The 14,664-nt window shown below is 64.8% G+C and carries 16 protein-coding genes; 8 read left to right on the top strand and 8 right to left on the bottom strand.

Annotated elements, in window-relative coordinates:
• The first annotated feature begins 203 nt into the window (after positions 1-203).
• From MUO32_RS10140 to MUO32_RS10125, 4 genes are all read left to right on the top strand, one after another.
• Positions 204-2,255 (top strand): ROK family protein, encoded by a 2,052-nt coding sequence (locus tag MUO32_RS10140; RefSeq protein WP_257948096.1) that lies wholly within the window; start codon positions 204-206, stop codon positions 2,253-2,255.
• A 138-nt stretch (positions 2,256-2,393) separates the two neighbouring features.
• The gene (locus tag MUO32_RS10135) at positions 2,394-3,518 is read left to right on the top strand and encodes a PLP-dependent cysteine synthase family protein (RefSeq protein ID WP_257948095.1); all 1,125 of its coding nucleotides are present in this window, start codon (positions 2,394-2,396) and stop codon (positions 3,516-3,518) included.
• Between the two features lie 78 nt (positions 3,519-3,596).
• Positions 3,597-3,932: a hypothetical protein gene (locus tag MUO32_RS10130; protein ID WP_257948094.1), complete on the top strand. Its 336-nt coding sequence runs from the start codon at positions 3,597-3,599 to the stop codon at positions 3,930-3,932.
• A gap of 266 nt (positions 3,933-4,198) precedes the next feature.
• Positions 4,199-4,630, top strand: a complete 432-nt coding sequence (locus MUO32_RS10125) for a cytochrome c (RefSeq protein WP_257948093.1) — start codon at positions 4,199-4,201, stop codon at positions 4,628-4,630.
• Positions 4,631-4,669: 39 nt separating this feature from the next.
• Here the strand turns inward: MUO32_RS10125 and MUO32_RS10120 are convergent, their stop codons facing one another.
• Entirely contained in the window at positions 4,670-6,172 is a 1,503-nt protein-coding gene (locus MUO32_RS10120) for an amidohydrolase family protein (protein ID WP_257948092.1), read from the bottom strand.
• A 74-nt stretch (positions 6,173-6,246) separates the two neighbouring features.
• Entirely contained in the window at positions 6,247-7,095 is an 849-nt protein-coding gene (locus tag MUO32_RS10115) for an AraC family transcriptional regulator (RefSeq protein ID WP_257948091.1), read from the bottom strand.
• Between the two features lie 131 nt (positions 7,096-7,226).
• On the opposite strand from MUO32_RS10115, the gene MUO32_RS10110 reads away from it, so the two are divergent.
• Positions 7,227-8,165, top strand: a complete 939-nt coding sequence (locus tag MUO32_RS10110) for a phytanoyl-CoA dioxygenase family protein (RefSeq protein ID WP_257948090.1) — start codon at positions 7,227-7,229, stop codon at positions 8,163-8,165.
• Positions 8,166-8,206: 41 nt separating this feature from the next.
• On the opposite strand, the gene MUO32_RS10105 is transcribed toward MUO32_RS10110, so the two are convergent.
• The 6 genes from MUO32_RS10105 to MUO32_RS10080 all read right to left on the bottom strand — a co-directional run bounded on the left by MUO32_RS10105 (position 8,207) and on the right by MUO32_RS10080 (position 11,064).
• Positions 8,207-8,485, bottom strand: coding sequence for an amicyanin (locus MUO32_RS10105; protein WP_374708626.1), 279 nt, complete (start codon positions 8,483-8,485; stop codon positions 8,207-8,209).
• A complete protein-coding gene (locus MUO32_RS10100) occupies positions 8,482-9,003 on the bottom strand; it encodes a DUF4142 domain-containing protein (protein ID WP_257948089.1) in 522 nt (173 codons plus the stop codon). Before MUO32_RS10100 ends, MUO32_RS10105 begins: the two co-directional genes overlap by 4 nt.
• 76 nt (positions 9,004-9,079) lie before the next feature.
• Entirely contained in the window at positions 9,080-9,595 is a 516-nt protein-coding gene (locus tag MUO32_RS10095) for an RNA polymerase sigma factor (protein WP_374708625.1), read from the bottom strand.
• Positions 9,596-9,814: 219 nt separating this feature from the next.
• A complete protein-coding gene (locus tag MUO32_RS10090) occupies positions 9,815-10,105 on the bottom strand; it encodes a DUF6522 family protein (RefSeq protein ID WP_257948088.1) in 291 nt (96 codons plus the stop codon).
• A complete protein-coding gene (locus MUO32_RS10085; protein WP_257948087.1) occupies positions 10,102-10,569 on the bottom strand; it encodes a group III truncated hemoglobin in 468 nt (155 codons plus the stop codon). The genes MUO32_RS10090 and MUO32_RS10085 overlap by 4 nt, the downstream gene beginning before the upstream one ends.
• A 45-nt stretch (positions 10,570-10,614) precedes the next feature.
• Positions 10,615-11,064 carry an Rrf2 family transcriptional regulator gene (locus MUO32_RS10080; protein ID WP_257948086.1) on the bottom strand — a complete coding sequence of 150 codons (450 nt, stop codon included), beginning with the start codon at positions 11,062-11,064 and terminating at the stop codon, positions 10,615-10,617.
• Between the two features lie 406 nt (positions 11,065-11,470).
• Between MUO32_RS10080 and MUO32_RS10075 the strand changes: the two genes are divergently transcribed.
• The 3 genes from MUO32_RS10075 to MUO32_RS10065 all read left to right on the top strand — a co-directional run bounded on the left by MUO32_RS10075 (position 11,471) and on the right by MUO32_RS10065 (position 14,596).
• Entirely contained in the window at positions 11,471-12,061 is a 591-nt protein-coding gene (locus MUO32_RS10075) for a DUF4360 domain-containing protein (protein WP_257948085.1), read from the top strand.
• Positions 12,062-12,137: 76 nt separating this feature from the next.
• On the top strand, positions 12,138-13,532 hold the full coding sequence (locus MUO32_RS10070; RefSeq protein ID WP_257948084.1) for a DUF4360 domain-containing protein: 1,395 nt from the start codon (positions 12,138-12,140) through the stop codon (positions 13,530-13,532).
• Between the two features lie 230 nt (positions 13,533-13,762).
• Positions 13,763-14,596: a MetQ/NlpA family lipoprotein gene (locus MUO32_RS10065; RefSeq protein WP_257948083.1), complete on the top strand. Its 834-nt coding sequence runs from the start codon at positions 13,763-13,765 to the stop codon at positions 14,594-14,596.
• The last annotated feature ends 68 nt before the right edge of the window (positions 14,597-14,664 follow it).

The raw sequence follows: 14,664 nt of genomic DNA, 5'->3' as shown, positions 1-14,664 counted from the left end.
GGCCGCAGCCGGGGTGGAGAGACCGGAGCGCGAGGACCTGTCTACCGGCGGATGAGCGATGCGGCCGGCCGCAAGTAGCGCGACCCAACGGGCGGTCGCCTCGCGCCTCGCCGCTCTCCCTGATCGAGATCACGATAGGGTTGCCGCCATCGAGACGCCTGTTATCGTACCCGTCGCGTCGAGCCGATCGTAGAGAAGAGAAAATGAACCCGCATAGTGCTTCCCCTGTCGCCGAAGGCCTCGAACGCTGGGCGACCACCCGCGAAATCGCCCAGCAGCCCAGGGTGTGGCGTGCCTTCGCGCCGCAGCTTTCGGCTTTCGCGGTGGAAACCGGCGCATGGCTGAAAGCGCGTGCGCATGACGAAATCTGGTTCTGCGGCGCCGGCACCTCCGCCTTCATCGGCGAGACGCTGGCGGCCTATCTCAATCGCACGCCCGGCCCCGCGCGCTTCCGCGCCGTGCCGACCACCGATCTTGTCTCCAGTCCGCGCGGTTTCCTGCGCCCCGGCCTGCGCACACTCGTCGTCTCCTTCGGGCGCAGCGGCAACAGCTCGGAAAGCCTTGGCACGCTCGACCTGCTGAATGCGCACGCTCCGGAGGCCGACCGCCTGCACATCACCTGCAATGGCGACAGTGCTTTGGCGCAGCCCCGCATGCGGGGGCCGGGCGAACAGCGCACGCTGGTTCTGCCGCCGGAGACGAACGACCGCGGCTTTGCCATGACGTCGAGCTACACGACGATGCTGCTCGCCGCGCTCGCCTGTTTCGACCCCGCACCGCCGGAGGCGCCTGCCACGCTGCTCGCGCGGCTTGCCGATGCGGCAGAAGATATGATCGAGCGCGGCTTTCGCGATCTCGCGCGGCTGGAGGCGCCCGAGCGTGCCGTCTTCCTCGGCTCCGGCCCGCTCACCGGCTCGGCCCGCGAATGTGCCCTCAAGGTGCTGGAGCTGACCGCCGGAAAGATCACGACCTCATGGGATTCGACGCTCGGCTTTCGCCATGGCCCGAAGGCGGTCGTCAACGACAGGACGCTGGTCTTCGTGCTGCAATCGGCCGATCCCTTTACGCAGGCCTACGACATCGACCTTGCCGACGAGATCGCGTCACAGTTCAGCCCGCAGACAATCCTGCGCCTCGGCGCGGCGCAAACCGGCGCCGATATCGCCGTGCCCGCCATCGGCAACGACGCCTGGGGCTCCGTGCTGCATGTGCTTGTCGCGCAGATGCTGGCCGTGATCTGGTCGGAGCGCCTGGGCTTTGCCGTCGACGACCCCTTCGCCGGCCGAAACCTCACCCGCGTCGTCGCCGGTGTGAAGCTCTACGACCTGCCGAAACCGGTGCCGGCGACCTACGGTGCCATCGATGTGGGAGGTTCCAAGATCGAGGCGGCGCTCTTCGGCAACGATTTGCTGCCAATAGAGAAGCGCCGCATCGATACGCGAAAGGAAAGCTACGAGACCCTCGTGGAGGCAATCGTCGAGCAGGCCCGGTGGCTGGAAGCGAAAGACGCCAGTCTCGCCGGCATCGGCATTGGCCTGCCAGGTCTCGTCGATACCACCACCGGTCTTTCGATTACCTCCAATCTGCCGGCGACCGGCCGCAGCCTGAGCGCCGATATCTCGGCACGCCTCGGCCGCCGCGTGCCGGTCGAAAACGACTGCAAGTGCTTTGCCCTCTCGGAGGCCAATGGCGGGGCGGGGGCCGGTTATCGCACGGTCTTCGGTCTCATCCTCGGCACCGGTGTCGGCGGCGGCGTCTGCGTCGATGGCCGGCTGGTGAAGGGGTTGAACGGTTTGCCGGGCGAAGTCGGCCATTTCGGCCTGCCAGCAGAGCGTGTCGCGAAATACGGATTGCCGCTCGTCGCCTGCGGCTGCGGTCGCACCGGCTGCTACGAAACCTATGTCTCGGGTCCCGGCCTGTCGCGCATCGCGGCACATGTCACCGGCCGGCCTGTGGCGGCAGAGGAGATTGCCGGCGCGGCGGCAGGCGACGTGGCGATGCGGAACGTGCGAGACATCTGGCTCGATCTCCTGGCCGAGCTCGTTCACACGATCCAGCTGACCGTCGATGCCGATTGCGTCGTGTTCGGCGGTGGTCTTTCGCGGATGGCCGGTCTTGCGGAGGACCTGGCCAGGGTCTTCGAGGCCCACAAGTTGCCCGGCGTGCGCAGCCCGGTCTTCAGGATCGCCGACCATGGCGATGCCAGCGGCACACGCGGCGCCGCCATCCTTGCCCGCCAGTCGACAGGGGCTTGATCGCCGGCATGCGCGTGGCTGCGGTGAAGCCATGGACATCCCGGCGAGATCGCTCCGCCCATCGGAAGGCAAGCACAGGAACCTGTTGATCCTCCACGGAAAATACCGCACGATCTCTCTCTTCTCGGAGGACTTGCCATGGACACGACACCGGCCCTTTTCGACGCCGAACCGGCGCCCTCGCTCGATGATTGCGCCGACCGCGCCTGGGCGCGCCACGCCATCGGCATTCTGGAGGGCGATGCGCGCCGCTCGGCGGATACGCATCTCGTCAACCCGGTGTTCAAGGGCCTCAAGGGCATTTCGATCTACCTCAAGGATGAGAGCACGCACCCGACGGGCAGCCTGAAACACCGGCTCGCCCGCTCGCTTTTCCTCTATGGCATCTGCAACGGGCGGATCTGCAAGGGCACCACGCTGGTGGAGGCCTCCTCGGGCTCCACCGCCGTCTCGGAAGCCTATTTCGCCAATCTGCTCGAGCTGCCCTTCATCGCCGTGATGCCGCGCAGCACCAGCAAGACAAAGATCGATGTCATCGAGCGTTTTGGCGGACGCTGCGCCTTCGTGGATAGTCCGCGGGAGGTCTACGACACCGCGACACGAATTGCGGCGGAAACCGGTGGCCATTATCTCGACCAGTTCACCAATGCCGAACGCGCCACCGACTGGCGCGGCAACAACAACATCGCCGAGAGCATCTTCGGCCAGATGGAGCGGGAAGCGCATCCGGTGCCGAGCTGGGTGATCATGGGTGCCGGCACCGGCGGCACCTCGGCCACCATCGGTCGCTACATCCGCTACCGCAACCTCTCGACGCGGCTCTGCGTCACGGATGTCGAGAATTCCGTTTTCTACGATGCCTGGAAGGATCGCGACCTGGAGGCGACCTGCACGCAGCCCTCGCGCATCGAAGGCGTCGGCCGTCCGCGCGTCGAGCCGTCCTTCATCCCCACCGTCATCGATCACATGATCAAGGTGCCGGACGCGGCCTCCATCGCCGCCGCCCACGTCCTGTCCGACCGCCTCTTCCGCCGCGTCGGCGCCTCGACCGGCACGAATTTCTTCGGCCTCCTCTCGATTGCCAACGGCATGATGAAGGAAGGGCGCGAAGGCTCGCTCGTCACGCTGATCTGCGACAGCGGCGACCGCTATGCCGGCACCTATTTCAATGCCGACTGGCTGGCCAGCAACAACATCGATATCGCCCCCTGGTGTCATGCCATCGAGACTTTCCTCGACACGGGGATGTTTCCGGCGCCCTGACATCGATGGGCGCGGCATTTTGCGGCGATGGACAAGGCCGGATGATGCTCCTATTTTCCCGTCATGTTCCGGGCCACGATGTTTATCCTTACGGCTTTCCTGTTCGCGGTGGTCACCTTCATGGCCTCCGCGCATGAGACTGGCATGGCCGTTTCCGGGGAATTCGCCAACCGCATGCAGCATATGGAACATGCCGCTCCGATGAAGGCCGCCTGTGCCGAGGATGCGCGCTGCAAGGCCGATGCTGGCCTCTGTTCTCTCGTCTGCATGGGGGCGGGCGCGGTCCTGCTGGCGGAGCGGGCCTCCGAACGGCGGATGACCCTTCGCGAAGAATTTCGGCTCCAGCCCGGCAAGACACTGATCGCCACTGCTCCGTCCCGTCTTCACCGGCCTCCGATAGCGCACCTCCTGTGAACCTGCTGCGGGTTCTGCCCGCCGCTCCCCATCGGATTCAAACGGGACAGGCGTCCCGAGGTGACAGTTATGACAAATCTTTCCAGACGCGGCTCACCGGCCGCAGGCGCAGCCATGCCGGCCGCGTCGCAATTCCCGTCGCGTGCCTTCGGCGGCGCGGCTTCGCCGCTCCGGCTTGCGTGTTCGATCTCCAGCGGCGTTTTCGGGTTGATCAGAGCGACAGGCATGATGGCCGGATTCCGCGCTGCCGGGCGAGGGACAGGACGATGAACAAGGCAAAAATCGCCATCCTCATTGCCATTGCGGCCGGGATCGCAGCTGCTGCTTTCTGGACGGCGGGCAATTCGAAGAGGCCCGTTGCGGGTGCTGCCTCCGGCGCAGGCATTCCGGTGGAGGTCGTCGTCCCCGCCGCGTTTTCGGCGGAAGCGCAGATGGGCGAAAGGGCGTTCAACGCGGTTTGCGCCGCCTGCCACGGTGCCAACGGTGGAGGAAGCGAAACGGGGCCGCCGCTGGTGCACCGGATTTACGAGCCGTCGCACCATGGCGACCAGGCCTTCGAGATGGCGGCCGCCAATGGCGTGCGCGCGCATCACTGGCGGTTCGGCGACATGCCGCCGCAGCCGGCCCTGACAAAGGCGGATCTCAGGACCGTCATCGCCTATATCCGCGAATTGCAGCGGGCGAACGGCATCGAGTGAATGGACATTGCCGGCGGGGCGACCCGCCGGCAATCGCGGTCACGATGTCCGGCCGAAGCGCGGGTAGCTCGACGAAAAGATCGTTTCGAGCGGCGGGTGGCCGTAGGTGCGGTCCGGGTAACGGGTGAGCAGGCCGTCGAACTGCCGCTGGGCGCGATCCTGTTCGGCGGCCGCATCGAAGCCGGGGATTTTGCCGTCGACCATGACGAAGCGGCCGTCGATGATGACGGTGCGCACGTCGCGGCCGGAGGAATTCATCATCAGGCTCTGGATGGGATCGATGACATGGCCGATGCGGTCATGGCCCATGTCGATCACAACAATGTCGGCCTTGGCGCCCGGCTGGAGGCGGCCGAGATCGGGGCGGCGCAACGCATCGGCGCCGTGGATCGTGGCGGCGTCGAAATAGTGCTCCGAGCGCACGCTTTCGATGGAGGCGTCCATGACGCGCGAGATCATGATTCCGACCTGCATGTTCTGGATGAAATCCGGCGGCCACGTATCGGTGCCAAGCCCGATGCGTATGCCCTTCGCGCGGAACTTGCTGAAACTGTCCATGAAGCCGCCGTGGCGGGCGGATACGATGGGGCAATGCACCAGCGTTGCGCCGGCATTGGCGAGGATATCGAGGTCGCGCCCGGCGCGTGCCACATTGCGCGTGCCGGCGACGAGTTCACCATGCGGCAGCAGCATGCGCTCGGAGAGCACGCCGAGGCTGTCGAGCCATTCCAGCGGCGTCGCGTCATGGGCGCTGGTGATGCGGTCGAATTCCAGTTCGGACTGGCAGCAGTGCAGCCGCACCGGCACGTCGAGGTCGTTGCCGGCCGCGGCGGTGCGGCGCAGGAATTCGGCGGTGCCGGTCTCGATGCGGTCGGGCGCCAGCATGGCGCGCACCAGCGGCGAGGCCATAGCTTCGATCCGCTCGGCGAAGGCGACGGCGCCGGCGAGGTTTGCGAGGCCGCGCTCCTCGTCGAAATAGAAGTCGATCTTGCCGTTGTCGTCGACGAAGCTGTTGCCGGCGCGGTAGGCCGGGCCGAGATAGACGCGCAGGCCGAGGTCATGGGCGGCATGGGCGGCTGCGGAAAACTCGCCGTCCGTCTCGCCCCATTCGCGGTAGAACAGCGAGGCGATCGGCAGCGCTGTCGTCACCCCGTTGCGGATGAGCTGGGCGAAGGCGTAGCGCTTCTGGAAGGCCAGCTCCTCCGGCGTGTACATCTCGTAGGGGCCGCGATCCATATAGGTCTTCGGCCAGACACGGCCCGTGCGCCAGGAGGGCTGGTTGTCGAAGGCGAGCACCGTCGTGTCGAGATCGGACAACGCATCGAGATCGATGAAGCCAGGCGAGAGAATGGCATTGCCATAGTCGATGCGGTGGGCGACTTCGCCGGGATAGTCCTGGCCGACGAAGACGACCGTATCGCCCTCGAACACGACGACGCCGTCGTCATAGAGCACATGGTGGCCGTCCTGGTGGCCGACGACCCAGCGGGCCGTCACGAGCACCGGGCCGGCGAGACGTCCGGATTGAGGAAGTGTCGTCATGGTCTCCGCCCCTTATTGTACAAGATTAAGCCTCTTATTGCATACAATGAAATCCTGTCAATCTGATGCGCCCGTCAGCGGAAGAGCGCGCGATAGGCGCGTGGCGACAGGCCGCGCAGGCGCCGGAACTGCCGGTTGAAATTGGCAAGCGAAGCATAGCCGACCTCGGCGGCGATGTGCTGGATGGGCTGGCTCGTGCCTGAAAGCCGCGAGCAGGCTTCGCCGATGCGAAGGCCGATGAGGTATTCCGAGACGGTCGATTGCGTGTGCTTTCGAAACAGCCGATGCAGGCCCGATACGCTGAGGGCGGCGATCTCCGCCAACTCCTCCAGGCGCAAAGGCTGCTGGTAGGAGCGATGCAGGTGCTGCAGCACCCGGTCGATGCGCGCGCGGCCGGCCTCTGCCTGAGTTGGCGCCGTGGTGGAAAGCCGCTGGCCGTCGACCTCCGCGACACGCAGGAGAATGTCGAGCAGGCCGAAAAGGCGTTGTGCCGGCGGGCGGGCATAGATCGCTTCGAAATCTCCCGCCAGCGACAGGCCGAGCGCCGGGCCGAAGGCAAGGCCCGCGGCGGCGCGGTCGATGAGGCGGCGGATCGGCCGCAGCTCCACGGCCTCGCCGGTCAGCCGCTCGATCCACTCGCGGCCGAACCAGAAGACGAGCGCCACATGCGGCGCGCCGTCGTGGATCTTCTCCCGCGAGGCCCAGGTATGCGGCAGGTTGGGGCCGATCAGCACGAGGTCGCCGTCGTCATAGCTGCCGACATGGTCGCCGATGAAACGCTGGCCGCGCGAATTGCGCGTCAGCGTCAGCTCGAATTCGGGATGGTGGTGCCACTCGAAGGGAATGGCGTCCTCTAGCCGGCGGTCCAGCCGGCTCCAGGAGGCATCGGGTGAGGGGGGAAGATGTTCGAGATAGGGCCGCATAGCGCATAGAATGAGTTGAAGACGCCGGAATAGTATCAGAATTGGCCAGCCGCCGACAACATGCCGGCGCCGGAAAGCCTATCCTTCTTCCATCGCCCGCCATCTGGGGACGTCACGAATGGGAGACCGATATGCAGACCGAAACCGCCGCCAAGCGCGACAGCCATCCGACCACCAGCGCCTCCACGCAGCTCAAGGAGATCAGGAAGACCTTGCCGCTGCGCGTTTTGTCGAAGGCAGACTGGCTGCACTGGACGACGAAGGGCTATGTGATTGTCCGCCAGGCGGTGCCTGCGGCCAATGTCGAGCGGCTTGCCGACCTGCTCTGGCGTTTTGACGAGAAGGATCCGAACGACCCCGCCACCTGGTATGCGCCGCAGCGGCGCGAGCACAGGATGAAGGAACTGAACGGCACGGGCATGCTGGAGATCTACAATCACCAGTATCTCTGGGACAACCGGATGGAACAGCGCGTCTACGACGCCTTCGTCGATATCTGGGATCGGGAGGACCTATGGGTGACGATCGACCGGGCCAATCTCAACCCGCCGAAGAAGGTGAAGGGCAATCCGAACGGTTTCATCCACTGGGATGTCGATACCTCCATCCGCCCGCTGCCAACAGGCGTGCAGGGCGTGCTGAGCCTGAAGAAGCAGGATGGCGATGTCGGCGGCTTCCAGTGCGTGCCCGCTCTTTTCGAGCATTTCGAGACATGGGAAAAAAACCAGCCCGCGGACCGCGACCCCATGCATCCCGACATGACCGGCCTTGCCACCGTCAATATCGACATGGAGCCCGGTGACCTCATGATCTTCAATTCGCTGCTGGCCCATGGCGTGCGGCCCAACCACGCGGAAAACCGCGTGCGTATGGCGCAGTACATTTCCATGCATCCGGCGGAATGGGAAAACGCGGCGGAACGACAGGAACGCATCCGGCTGTGGCGGGAACTCGATCACCCCAGGCGCGACGCCTTTCCGGGTGACCCGCGCGAATGGGAGAAACACAATGCCGAGACCGCAAGACTGTCGCCGCTCGGCGAAAAACTGCTTGGTCTTGCCCGCTGGTAAGGGACGGGCCTGCCGGGCGTACGGCCCGGCAAGCCCTGTCATCAGCCGACGACCCTGATGTGCCCCTTCATGTTGGGATGGAAGCGGCAGTAGTACTCGACGGTGTCATCGGCGGTGACGACATGGGTCGCTTTCTGGCCGGGCGGGATCGTCACCTCCCAGCCGCCCTTGACGGTGGCGGTGTGGGCGAAGGGGTCGGTGTTCGTCCATTCGATCGTCACATGGACCGTGCCGTTATGCGCGCGGGCGAGCGCGGTGCTGGCCAGCATCGCCGCGCCGGCCACGAGCACCTGCCGCCGGTTGAGAAGGCCCGTCGTCATTTCAGGCCTGCAGCGACATGTTCGGCGTGCTGCTGATGGCCCTGGAAGAGTTTCAGGCCGGTTTCGAGCAGGCTCTTGAGCTCGGCGTTCTGCGCGGAGGGGATCAGCAGCGTCTCGAGCGCGCCGTTGACCTGTTTGTGATAGGCCACCTCGTTGTCTACATAGGCCTTGTCGAAGGCCGAGCCATCGAGCTTGCCGAGTTCGGCGCGCTTCTCTTCGCCGGCTTTGGCAAGCGCCTGGCTGGTGGCGTTGTCCTCAGGCGTCACGTTCAGTTTCTTGACCAGCGCCAGCGCCATGTCGTTGACGGCCTCGTGGTCCTTCTGCATCGATTCAGCGAAGGCCTTCACGTCGGCATTCTTCGTCTTGGAAAGCGCGAGCTTGGCGGCCTCCACGTCGATGACGCCGGCGCTGTAGGCGATATGGGCGATCTCAGGATCGCTTGGCGCATCGGCGGCGATGGCGAGCGGGGCGGTGAGCATGAGGCAGGCGGCGCTGACCGCGGCAATAAGCGTCTTCATCGGGTTCTCCCTGGCGCCATCAGGCGCCTGTTTCGGTTGACGCCTATTGGATGCCGGCGCGCCGGAGAGGTTCCCGTTATTTTTCCAGCCCGAGTTTTGCGATGACAGCCTCGGTCAGCCGCTCGCAGCGTGCGCCGGCAAAGGGGAAGGCGTCGATCAGCACGGGACCGATCTGCGCTTCCAGCCGGTCGCGGATCAGTTTTCGCGCCCGGTGAAGGCGTGTCTTCACCGTGGCGGCCGGCAGGTCGAGCAGCGACGCGGTCTCCTCCACGCTGAGCCCTTCGATGACGCGGGCCACGAAGACGAGGCGGAAGGTTTCGGGAAGCGCATCGGTCGCCTCCTCGACGAGGTGGAGAAGCTGTCGCTGCGCCATGGCGCGCTCCGGATCGACGGTGGGGGAGGAAAGCGGGAAGGGGATGATCTCGGCGTCGGCGGCTGTGAACGCCGGGGCCGCGCGCTTCACGCGCTTCTGGGAGCGTAGCCGCATCAGTGCGGCATTGAGGGCGATGCGCGACAGCCAGGTCGAGAGCGAGGCCTCGCCGTGGAACCCGTCGAGCCGGGCGAAGGCGTTGAGATAGGCCTCCTGCAACACGTCCTCGCATCCGCATTGTTGCGAACGACCGCCCGCACGAGCCGGTAGAGGCGCTGGTTGTGGGTCCTGATGATCTCCCTGACGGCGGCGGTATCGCCTGCGGCGGCGCGGCGCACGAGCGCTGTTTCGTCTCCGGCGACGGCGGGGCGGGTCTGCAAAGCTGGCATGTCGATGCTCCTTTCGCCCCATTGGATGCCATCGCGCCGGGAAAGTTCCCGCCTAGCGCTGTTTTCTCGCCGGGGCGGCGGGAAGGACATCAATCCGCTGCTGGCCAACGGTGCCGTCCGCTTCCACGATCGCCTGCCAGCGCCGGTTGCCGCAGCGGACGGAAAGCCGCCAACGGCCGGCATCCTCGCCTTCGCCACGCTCGACGCGGGAGGAAACGAGGCCGCGACGCATCATGTCGTGCAGGGTCTCGGTCGGCCAGCCGAAGCGCTCCGCCAGCATGTCCGCCGGCAGCAGGAATTCGCCGCTTTCGTCGCGGGCAAGGGTGAGGGCGGCGGCGGTCATGACAGGGCCTCCCGCGAGATCGGCAGGACCTTCATGGAGTCCTCGCCACGGTGGAAGGCGATGGCGAGGCGGAAGGAATGGGCGATGCGCAGCGCCCGGTCGAGGAAGAGATCGGCGACCTCGGGCGGGCAGAGCCGTTCGACGGTGGCGTGAAACAGCGAAAGCCAGCGCTGGAAATGCGCTTCTCCCAGCTCCGGTATGGAGAGATGCGGCGGCAGCGGGCGGCCGTCGTAGCGGCCGGTGCGCAGCAGCGTCGCGGACCAGAAGTCGCACATCTTGGCAAGATGCACCGGCCAGTCCTCAGCCGCGATGATGCCGTTGAAGACGGGACCGAGCAGGTCGTCCCGGCGGATCTCGTCATAGAATCCATGCACGACGGCATGGATCATCGCATCGTCGAGCACATCGGGCAAAAGCTTTCCATCGATGACGATGGTGCGCTCGGGTGCGGAGCGGCCTCTCATAGGGTTGCTTTCCATATCGTCCGTTTCATCGATCAATCCTTCGTTTCAGGCCGCGACCGTATCGAGACCGAGCAGCGGGCCGAGCATGGCGCGATTGCGCACGATGTCGGCGAGTGTGTATTTGTCGAGTACGGCGAGAAAGGCGGCGAGCGCCTCGTGCAGCATGCCCTTCAACCGGCAGGCCGGCGAGATGGCGCAGCAGGTGTCGCCCTGCGACTGCATGCATTCGGCCAGCGAAAACTCCGCCTCCGTCGCCCGCACCAGCGCGCCGACGCCGATCTTGTCGGGCGCCCTGGCCAGCCGGATGCCGCCCGCCCGCCCGCGTGTCGTTTCGACGAGGCCGATGTGGCGCAAGGTCTGCGCCACCTTGAGGAGATGGTTGCGCGAAAGCCCGTAGGCCTCCGCCAAGTCGTTGACGGTACAGAAGCGATCGGGTCGCGCCGCCATATAGATCAGCATGCGGAGCGCATAGTCGGTATGCAGCGTCAAGCGCATGGCGTGATCCTTCGGTGGCCGCTTGCCCGGATCGGTGGAGCGACATTGATAAACAGGTATTTGAGATGCCACTTTTATCGCAACTTGGGTCCGACCGGAAGTGCCAAGGCGTCGCAGCCGTTCCAGCGGGGTGCAGGCATAGAAAGCCGGCTCGGAATGTTCATGCGATATCGGCGATATGGCGCGAGGACGAAAATGCTGCAGGCTGGGCGGCCCGCATGTCGTGGCTCAAGGGGAAGTCGCCTTGGCAGGCAGCCCGGTCCTTAAAATGCTTAATACAATGTTTACCATCCGTTTATATCTCTCTTGCTGAACTCGCCCTGAATGATCCGCTCAGACATCGTTCAGGGTGCATGTCCGAATATGCAACGCAAGAAGCCGCTGTTGGCTTGCGAGAGGAAGAATCATGAAGATTGTTGGTGCTTTGATCGGCGTTCTCGGCTTTGCTGCCGTTGCCCATGCAGACGATATCGCGCTCGGCGTACCGGGTTATGGCGGCAGCGGCTGCCCGTCCGACAGCGTCTCGGCGACCCTGAGCCCGGACTCCAAGTCGCTCAGCCTGCTGTTCGACGAATACATCGTCCAGGCTGGCGGTGAGACCGGCAAATCGCTGGACCGCAAGACCTGCAACGTCGCGATCCCGGTTCACGTGCCGCAGGGCCGCAGCGTCTCGGTTCTGGCCATCGACTATCGCGGCTTCAACCAGCTGCCGCGCGGCGCCCGTTCGCAGTTCAGCGTGGAATACTTCTTCGCCGGCTCGCGCGGCCCGTCCTTTGCCAAGACCTTTGTCGGCCCGAAGGAAGACGATTACCTGATCACCAACAAGCTCGTCGCCGATGCGCTCGTCTGGTCGCCCTGCGGCCAGGACGTCAATCTGCGCACCAATTCCTCGATCCGCGTCAGCACCACGCGCAACAAGGAAGCCATGGCGACGGTCGACACACAGGACGTCAAGGCGGCCATCGTGTACCAGCTGCAGTGGCGCAAGTGCAATTGAGCCGCTAAGAACGGTAGTCGCAAATCGGGGCGGCCCTCGGGCCGCTCCTTTGTAATCACTAAGACCGGGTGAAGTTTTGACGGTTCTGAAAAAAGCAAATCGTGCCCTGATCCTCACGGGCCTCGTGCTCGCGGCGGGTTCCGCCCAAGCTGCCAACGGCTGTGCGCCGGGCACCTTCTCCACGACCCTGTCGCCGGACAGGAATTCCACGAGTTTCCTCTTCGATTCTCTCTTCGCCATCAGCGATCGCACGCAAGGCCCGGGCCGGACGACCTGTTCGCTCTCCGCGCCGGTCACGCAGGCGAAGGGCTATTCGGTGTTCTCCGTCGATTATCGCGGCTTCGCCACGAAGACCGGCGACCAGACGGTGACGCTCGACGGCGGCAAGAAGGGCGATCGCGTTCGTCTCTACAATCCGGACGGCGAGGTTTCGGAGGACTACGAAATCAACCGCCGCATGGGCACGGTCGATTCCGAAACGCTCGACCTCTCCATCCTGCTGACGGCCGGGGGCCGGGACGGCGATCCCGACGCCGCGCAGATCTTCCTCGACACGCTCGACGTCTCGCGCATCGGCTTTACGACGCGCGAATCCGTCGCCGGTTCGCTCGATGGAATTGCCGAGCAGCGCCGCTCGCTGATGACGGGCATCGATACCGTTGCAGGCCGCATCCTCGGCCTCACCGACCCCTTCGCCGGCGACGACTATATTTCCGCCTTTGCCGGCACCGAGGGCATGGTGGGCTTCAATGCCCGGTGGAATGCGACCGAAGAGATCACCCTGATGGGCGGCCTTGCCGGCTATGATGGCCGCCAGACCGGCACCGATGCGGACAACATGCTGATCGCTGCCGCCTCCGCGCGCTATGCCATGCCGCTCGATGGCGGCTGGAAGGCCTTTGGCGAAGTCGGCATCTGGGGCACGCCGGATGTCGAGGCGAAATACCGTCGTGACTATATCAATGCCGGCAGGCTGGTTTCCCGTACGACGGACGCTTCTGGCTCGCTGATCGGTGGTCACGTGCGCATGGGCGTTGCCTATGCGCCGGACACGCAGAACGAGTTCACCGCCGCCGTCAGGCTTTCGCGTTCCGCCCTGGACGTATCGTCCTATGCGGAAACGCCTGACGCCGACAACCTCTTCGCTGCAGCCCTTTCCGGCAAGAGTACGGTTGCCGATACGGCCGATGTCACGGTCATGTGGACGCATGCGCTGAATCCGGCGGTCGACTACTCGCTCTTTGCCACCGCCGGCCAGACTTTTGGCAATGGCGATGCGGTCAAGGCGGATGTCGACTGGGTCGGCCAGGCGACGGGTGGCTGGGAAGCACGGCGTTTCGGTTCGGTTGGCGCCCGCGTCGGCTGGAAGTTCCATGAGAACTGGGCGGTCGATACGCGCGCCAGCCTGACGGTCGCCGAGGAGAGCAAGCCGCGCTGGAATGCCGGCCTGCAGCTCAAGGCGAGTTTCTGATCTCGAACAGGAGAGCGGCCGAACGGGCCGCTCTTTACCTTTTTGAGTACTTCATAAAATCAGTAGAAATTATTTTCTCGTTCTTCCGCCGTTTCGGAGAGCGAAAGTTCCCGTTCGCGCTGCCCAATAAATCGCCATTCGTTGTTCACGAAAGCGGCATTTGCGATTTTGCTTGCAGAAACCGGGTCGGTTTCGAGCGTCGATCCTCCCAATCGCGAAAGCAGGCTATCATGTTGAATATCACCAAAAATCTTCTCTCTCGCCGCGTGGCGCTCGCAGCAATCGCCGTGGCCGCCGTTTCGGTCTCCGTCCTTTCCGTTTCGGGCCCCGCCGTCGCGGAAGACAAGAAGGACCTGAAGGTCGGCATCATCTCCGGCGAGGACGAGGATGTCTGGCGCGTCGTCACGGCGGAAGCCGCCAAGAAGGGCCTGACCATCGAGACCGTCGTCTTCAACGACTACACCCAGCCGAACGAAGCGCTGGAGCGCGGCGAAATCGACGCCAACGCCTTCCAGCACCTGCCGTATCTGGAAAACCAGATCAAGACGAACGGCTACAAGATCGTGCCCGTCGGCTATACCGGCGTCTGGCCGATCGGCCTCTATTCCAACAAGCACAAGACGCTTGCCGACCTGCCCGAGGGCGCCGTCGTCGGCGTGCCGAACGACCCGTCCAACGAAGGCCGCGCGCTGCGCGTGCTGCAGAACGAGGGCCTGATCAAGCTCAAGGACGGCACGGGCATTCTGGCGACCATCGCCGACATCTCGGAAAACCCGAAGAAGCTCGAGATCAAGGAACTCGACGCCGGCATCGTCGGCCGCTCGGTGGAAGACCTCGACGCCGCCGTCGTGAACACCGACTGGGCGCTGAAGAGCGGTCTCACCGCGGACAACCGCATCGCGCAGGAGCCGGTCGCCGACAATCCGTACCGCAACTTCATCGCCGTGCGTGAAGCTTCCAAGGACGAGCCCTGGGTCAAGCCGCTGGTCGAAGCCTATCAGAACGACGCCGTGAAGGCCGAGTTTGACCGCGTCTACAAGGGCACCGGCATCAGCGCCTACTAAGACGCCAGACAACCGTTCCGGCAGCCCGCGACGCGCCAACACGCCGTCGCGGGCTGTCTTGGCATTTG

Source organism: Shinella sp. CPCC 101442 (assembly GCF_024704725.1).
GTDB lineage: Bacteria > Pseudomonadota > Alphaproteobacteria > Rhizobiales > Rhizobiaceae > Shinella.
This window is presented reverse-complemented; position numbering and strand designations above follow the sequence as displayed.

Excerpts from the sequence above, each read along its gene's own strand:
- MUO32_RS10120 (WP_257948092.1), bottom strand. The coding sequence starts at position 6,172 with ATGACGACACTTCCTCAATCCGGACGTCTCGCCGGCCCGGTGCTCGTG.
- MUO32_RS10100 (WP_257948089.1), bottom strand. The coding sequence starts at position 9,003 with ATGAAGACGCTTATTGCCGCGGTCAGCGCCGCCTGCCTCATGCTCACC.
- MUO32_RS10140 (WP_257948096.1), top strand. The coding sequence starts at position 204 with ATGAACCCGCATAGTGCTTCCCCTGTCGCCGAAGGCCTCGAACGCTGG.
- MUO32_RS10085 (WP_257948087.1), bottom strand. The coding sequence starts at position 10,569 with ATGAGAGGCCGCTCCGCACCCGAGCGCACCATCGTCATCGATGGAAAG.
- MUO32_RS10105 (WP_374708626.1), bottom strand. The coding sequence starts at position 8,485 with ATGACGACGGGCCTTCTCAACCGGCGGCAGGTGCTCGTGGCCGGCGCG.
- MUO32_RS10115 (WP_257948091.1), bottom strand. The coding sequence starts at position 7,095 with ATGCGGCCCTATCTCGAACATCTTCCCCCCTCACCCGATGCCTCCTGG.
- MUO32_RS10080 (WP_257948086.1), bottom strand. The coding sequence starts at position 11,064 with ATGCGCTTGACGCTGCATACCGACTATGCGCTCCGCATGCTGATCTAT.
- MUO32_RS10090 (WP_257948088.1), bottom strand. The coding sequence starts at position 10,105 with ATGACCGCCGCCGCCCTCACCCTTGCCCGCGACGAAAGCGGCGAATTC.
- MUO32_RS10075 (WP_257948085.1), top strand. The coding sequence starts at position 11,471 with ATGAAGATTGTTGGTGCTTTGATCGGCGTTCTCGGCTTTGCTGCCGTT.
- MUO32_RS10065 (WP_257948083.1), top strand. The coding sequence starts at position 13,763 with ATGTTGAATATCACCAAAAATCTTCTCTCTCGCCGCGTGGCGCTCGCA.
- MUO32_RS10135 (WP_257948095.1), top strand. The coding sequence starts at position 2,394 with ATGGACACGACACCGGCCCTTTTCGACGCCGAACCGGCGCCCTCGCTC.
- MUO32_RS10110 (WP_257948090.1), top strand. The coding sequence starts at position 7,227 with ATGCAGACCGAAACCGCCGCCAAGCGCGACAGCCATCCGACCACCAGC.
- MUO32_RS10130 (WP_257948094.1), top strand. The coding sequence starts at position 3,597 with ATGTTTATCCTTACGGCTTTCCTGTTCGCGGTGGTCACCTTCATGGCC.
- MUO32_RS10125 (WP_257948093.1), top strand. The coding sequence starts at position 4,199 with ATGAACAAGGCAAAAATCGCCATCCTCATTGCCATTGCGGCCGGGATC.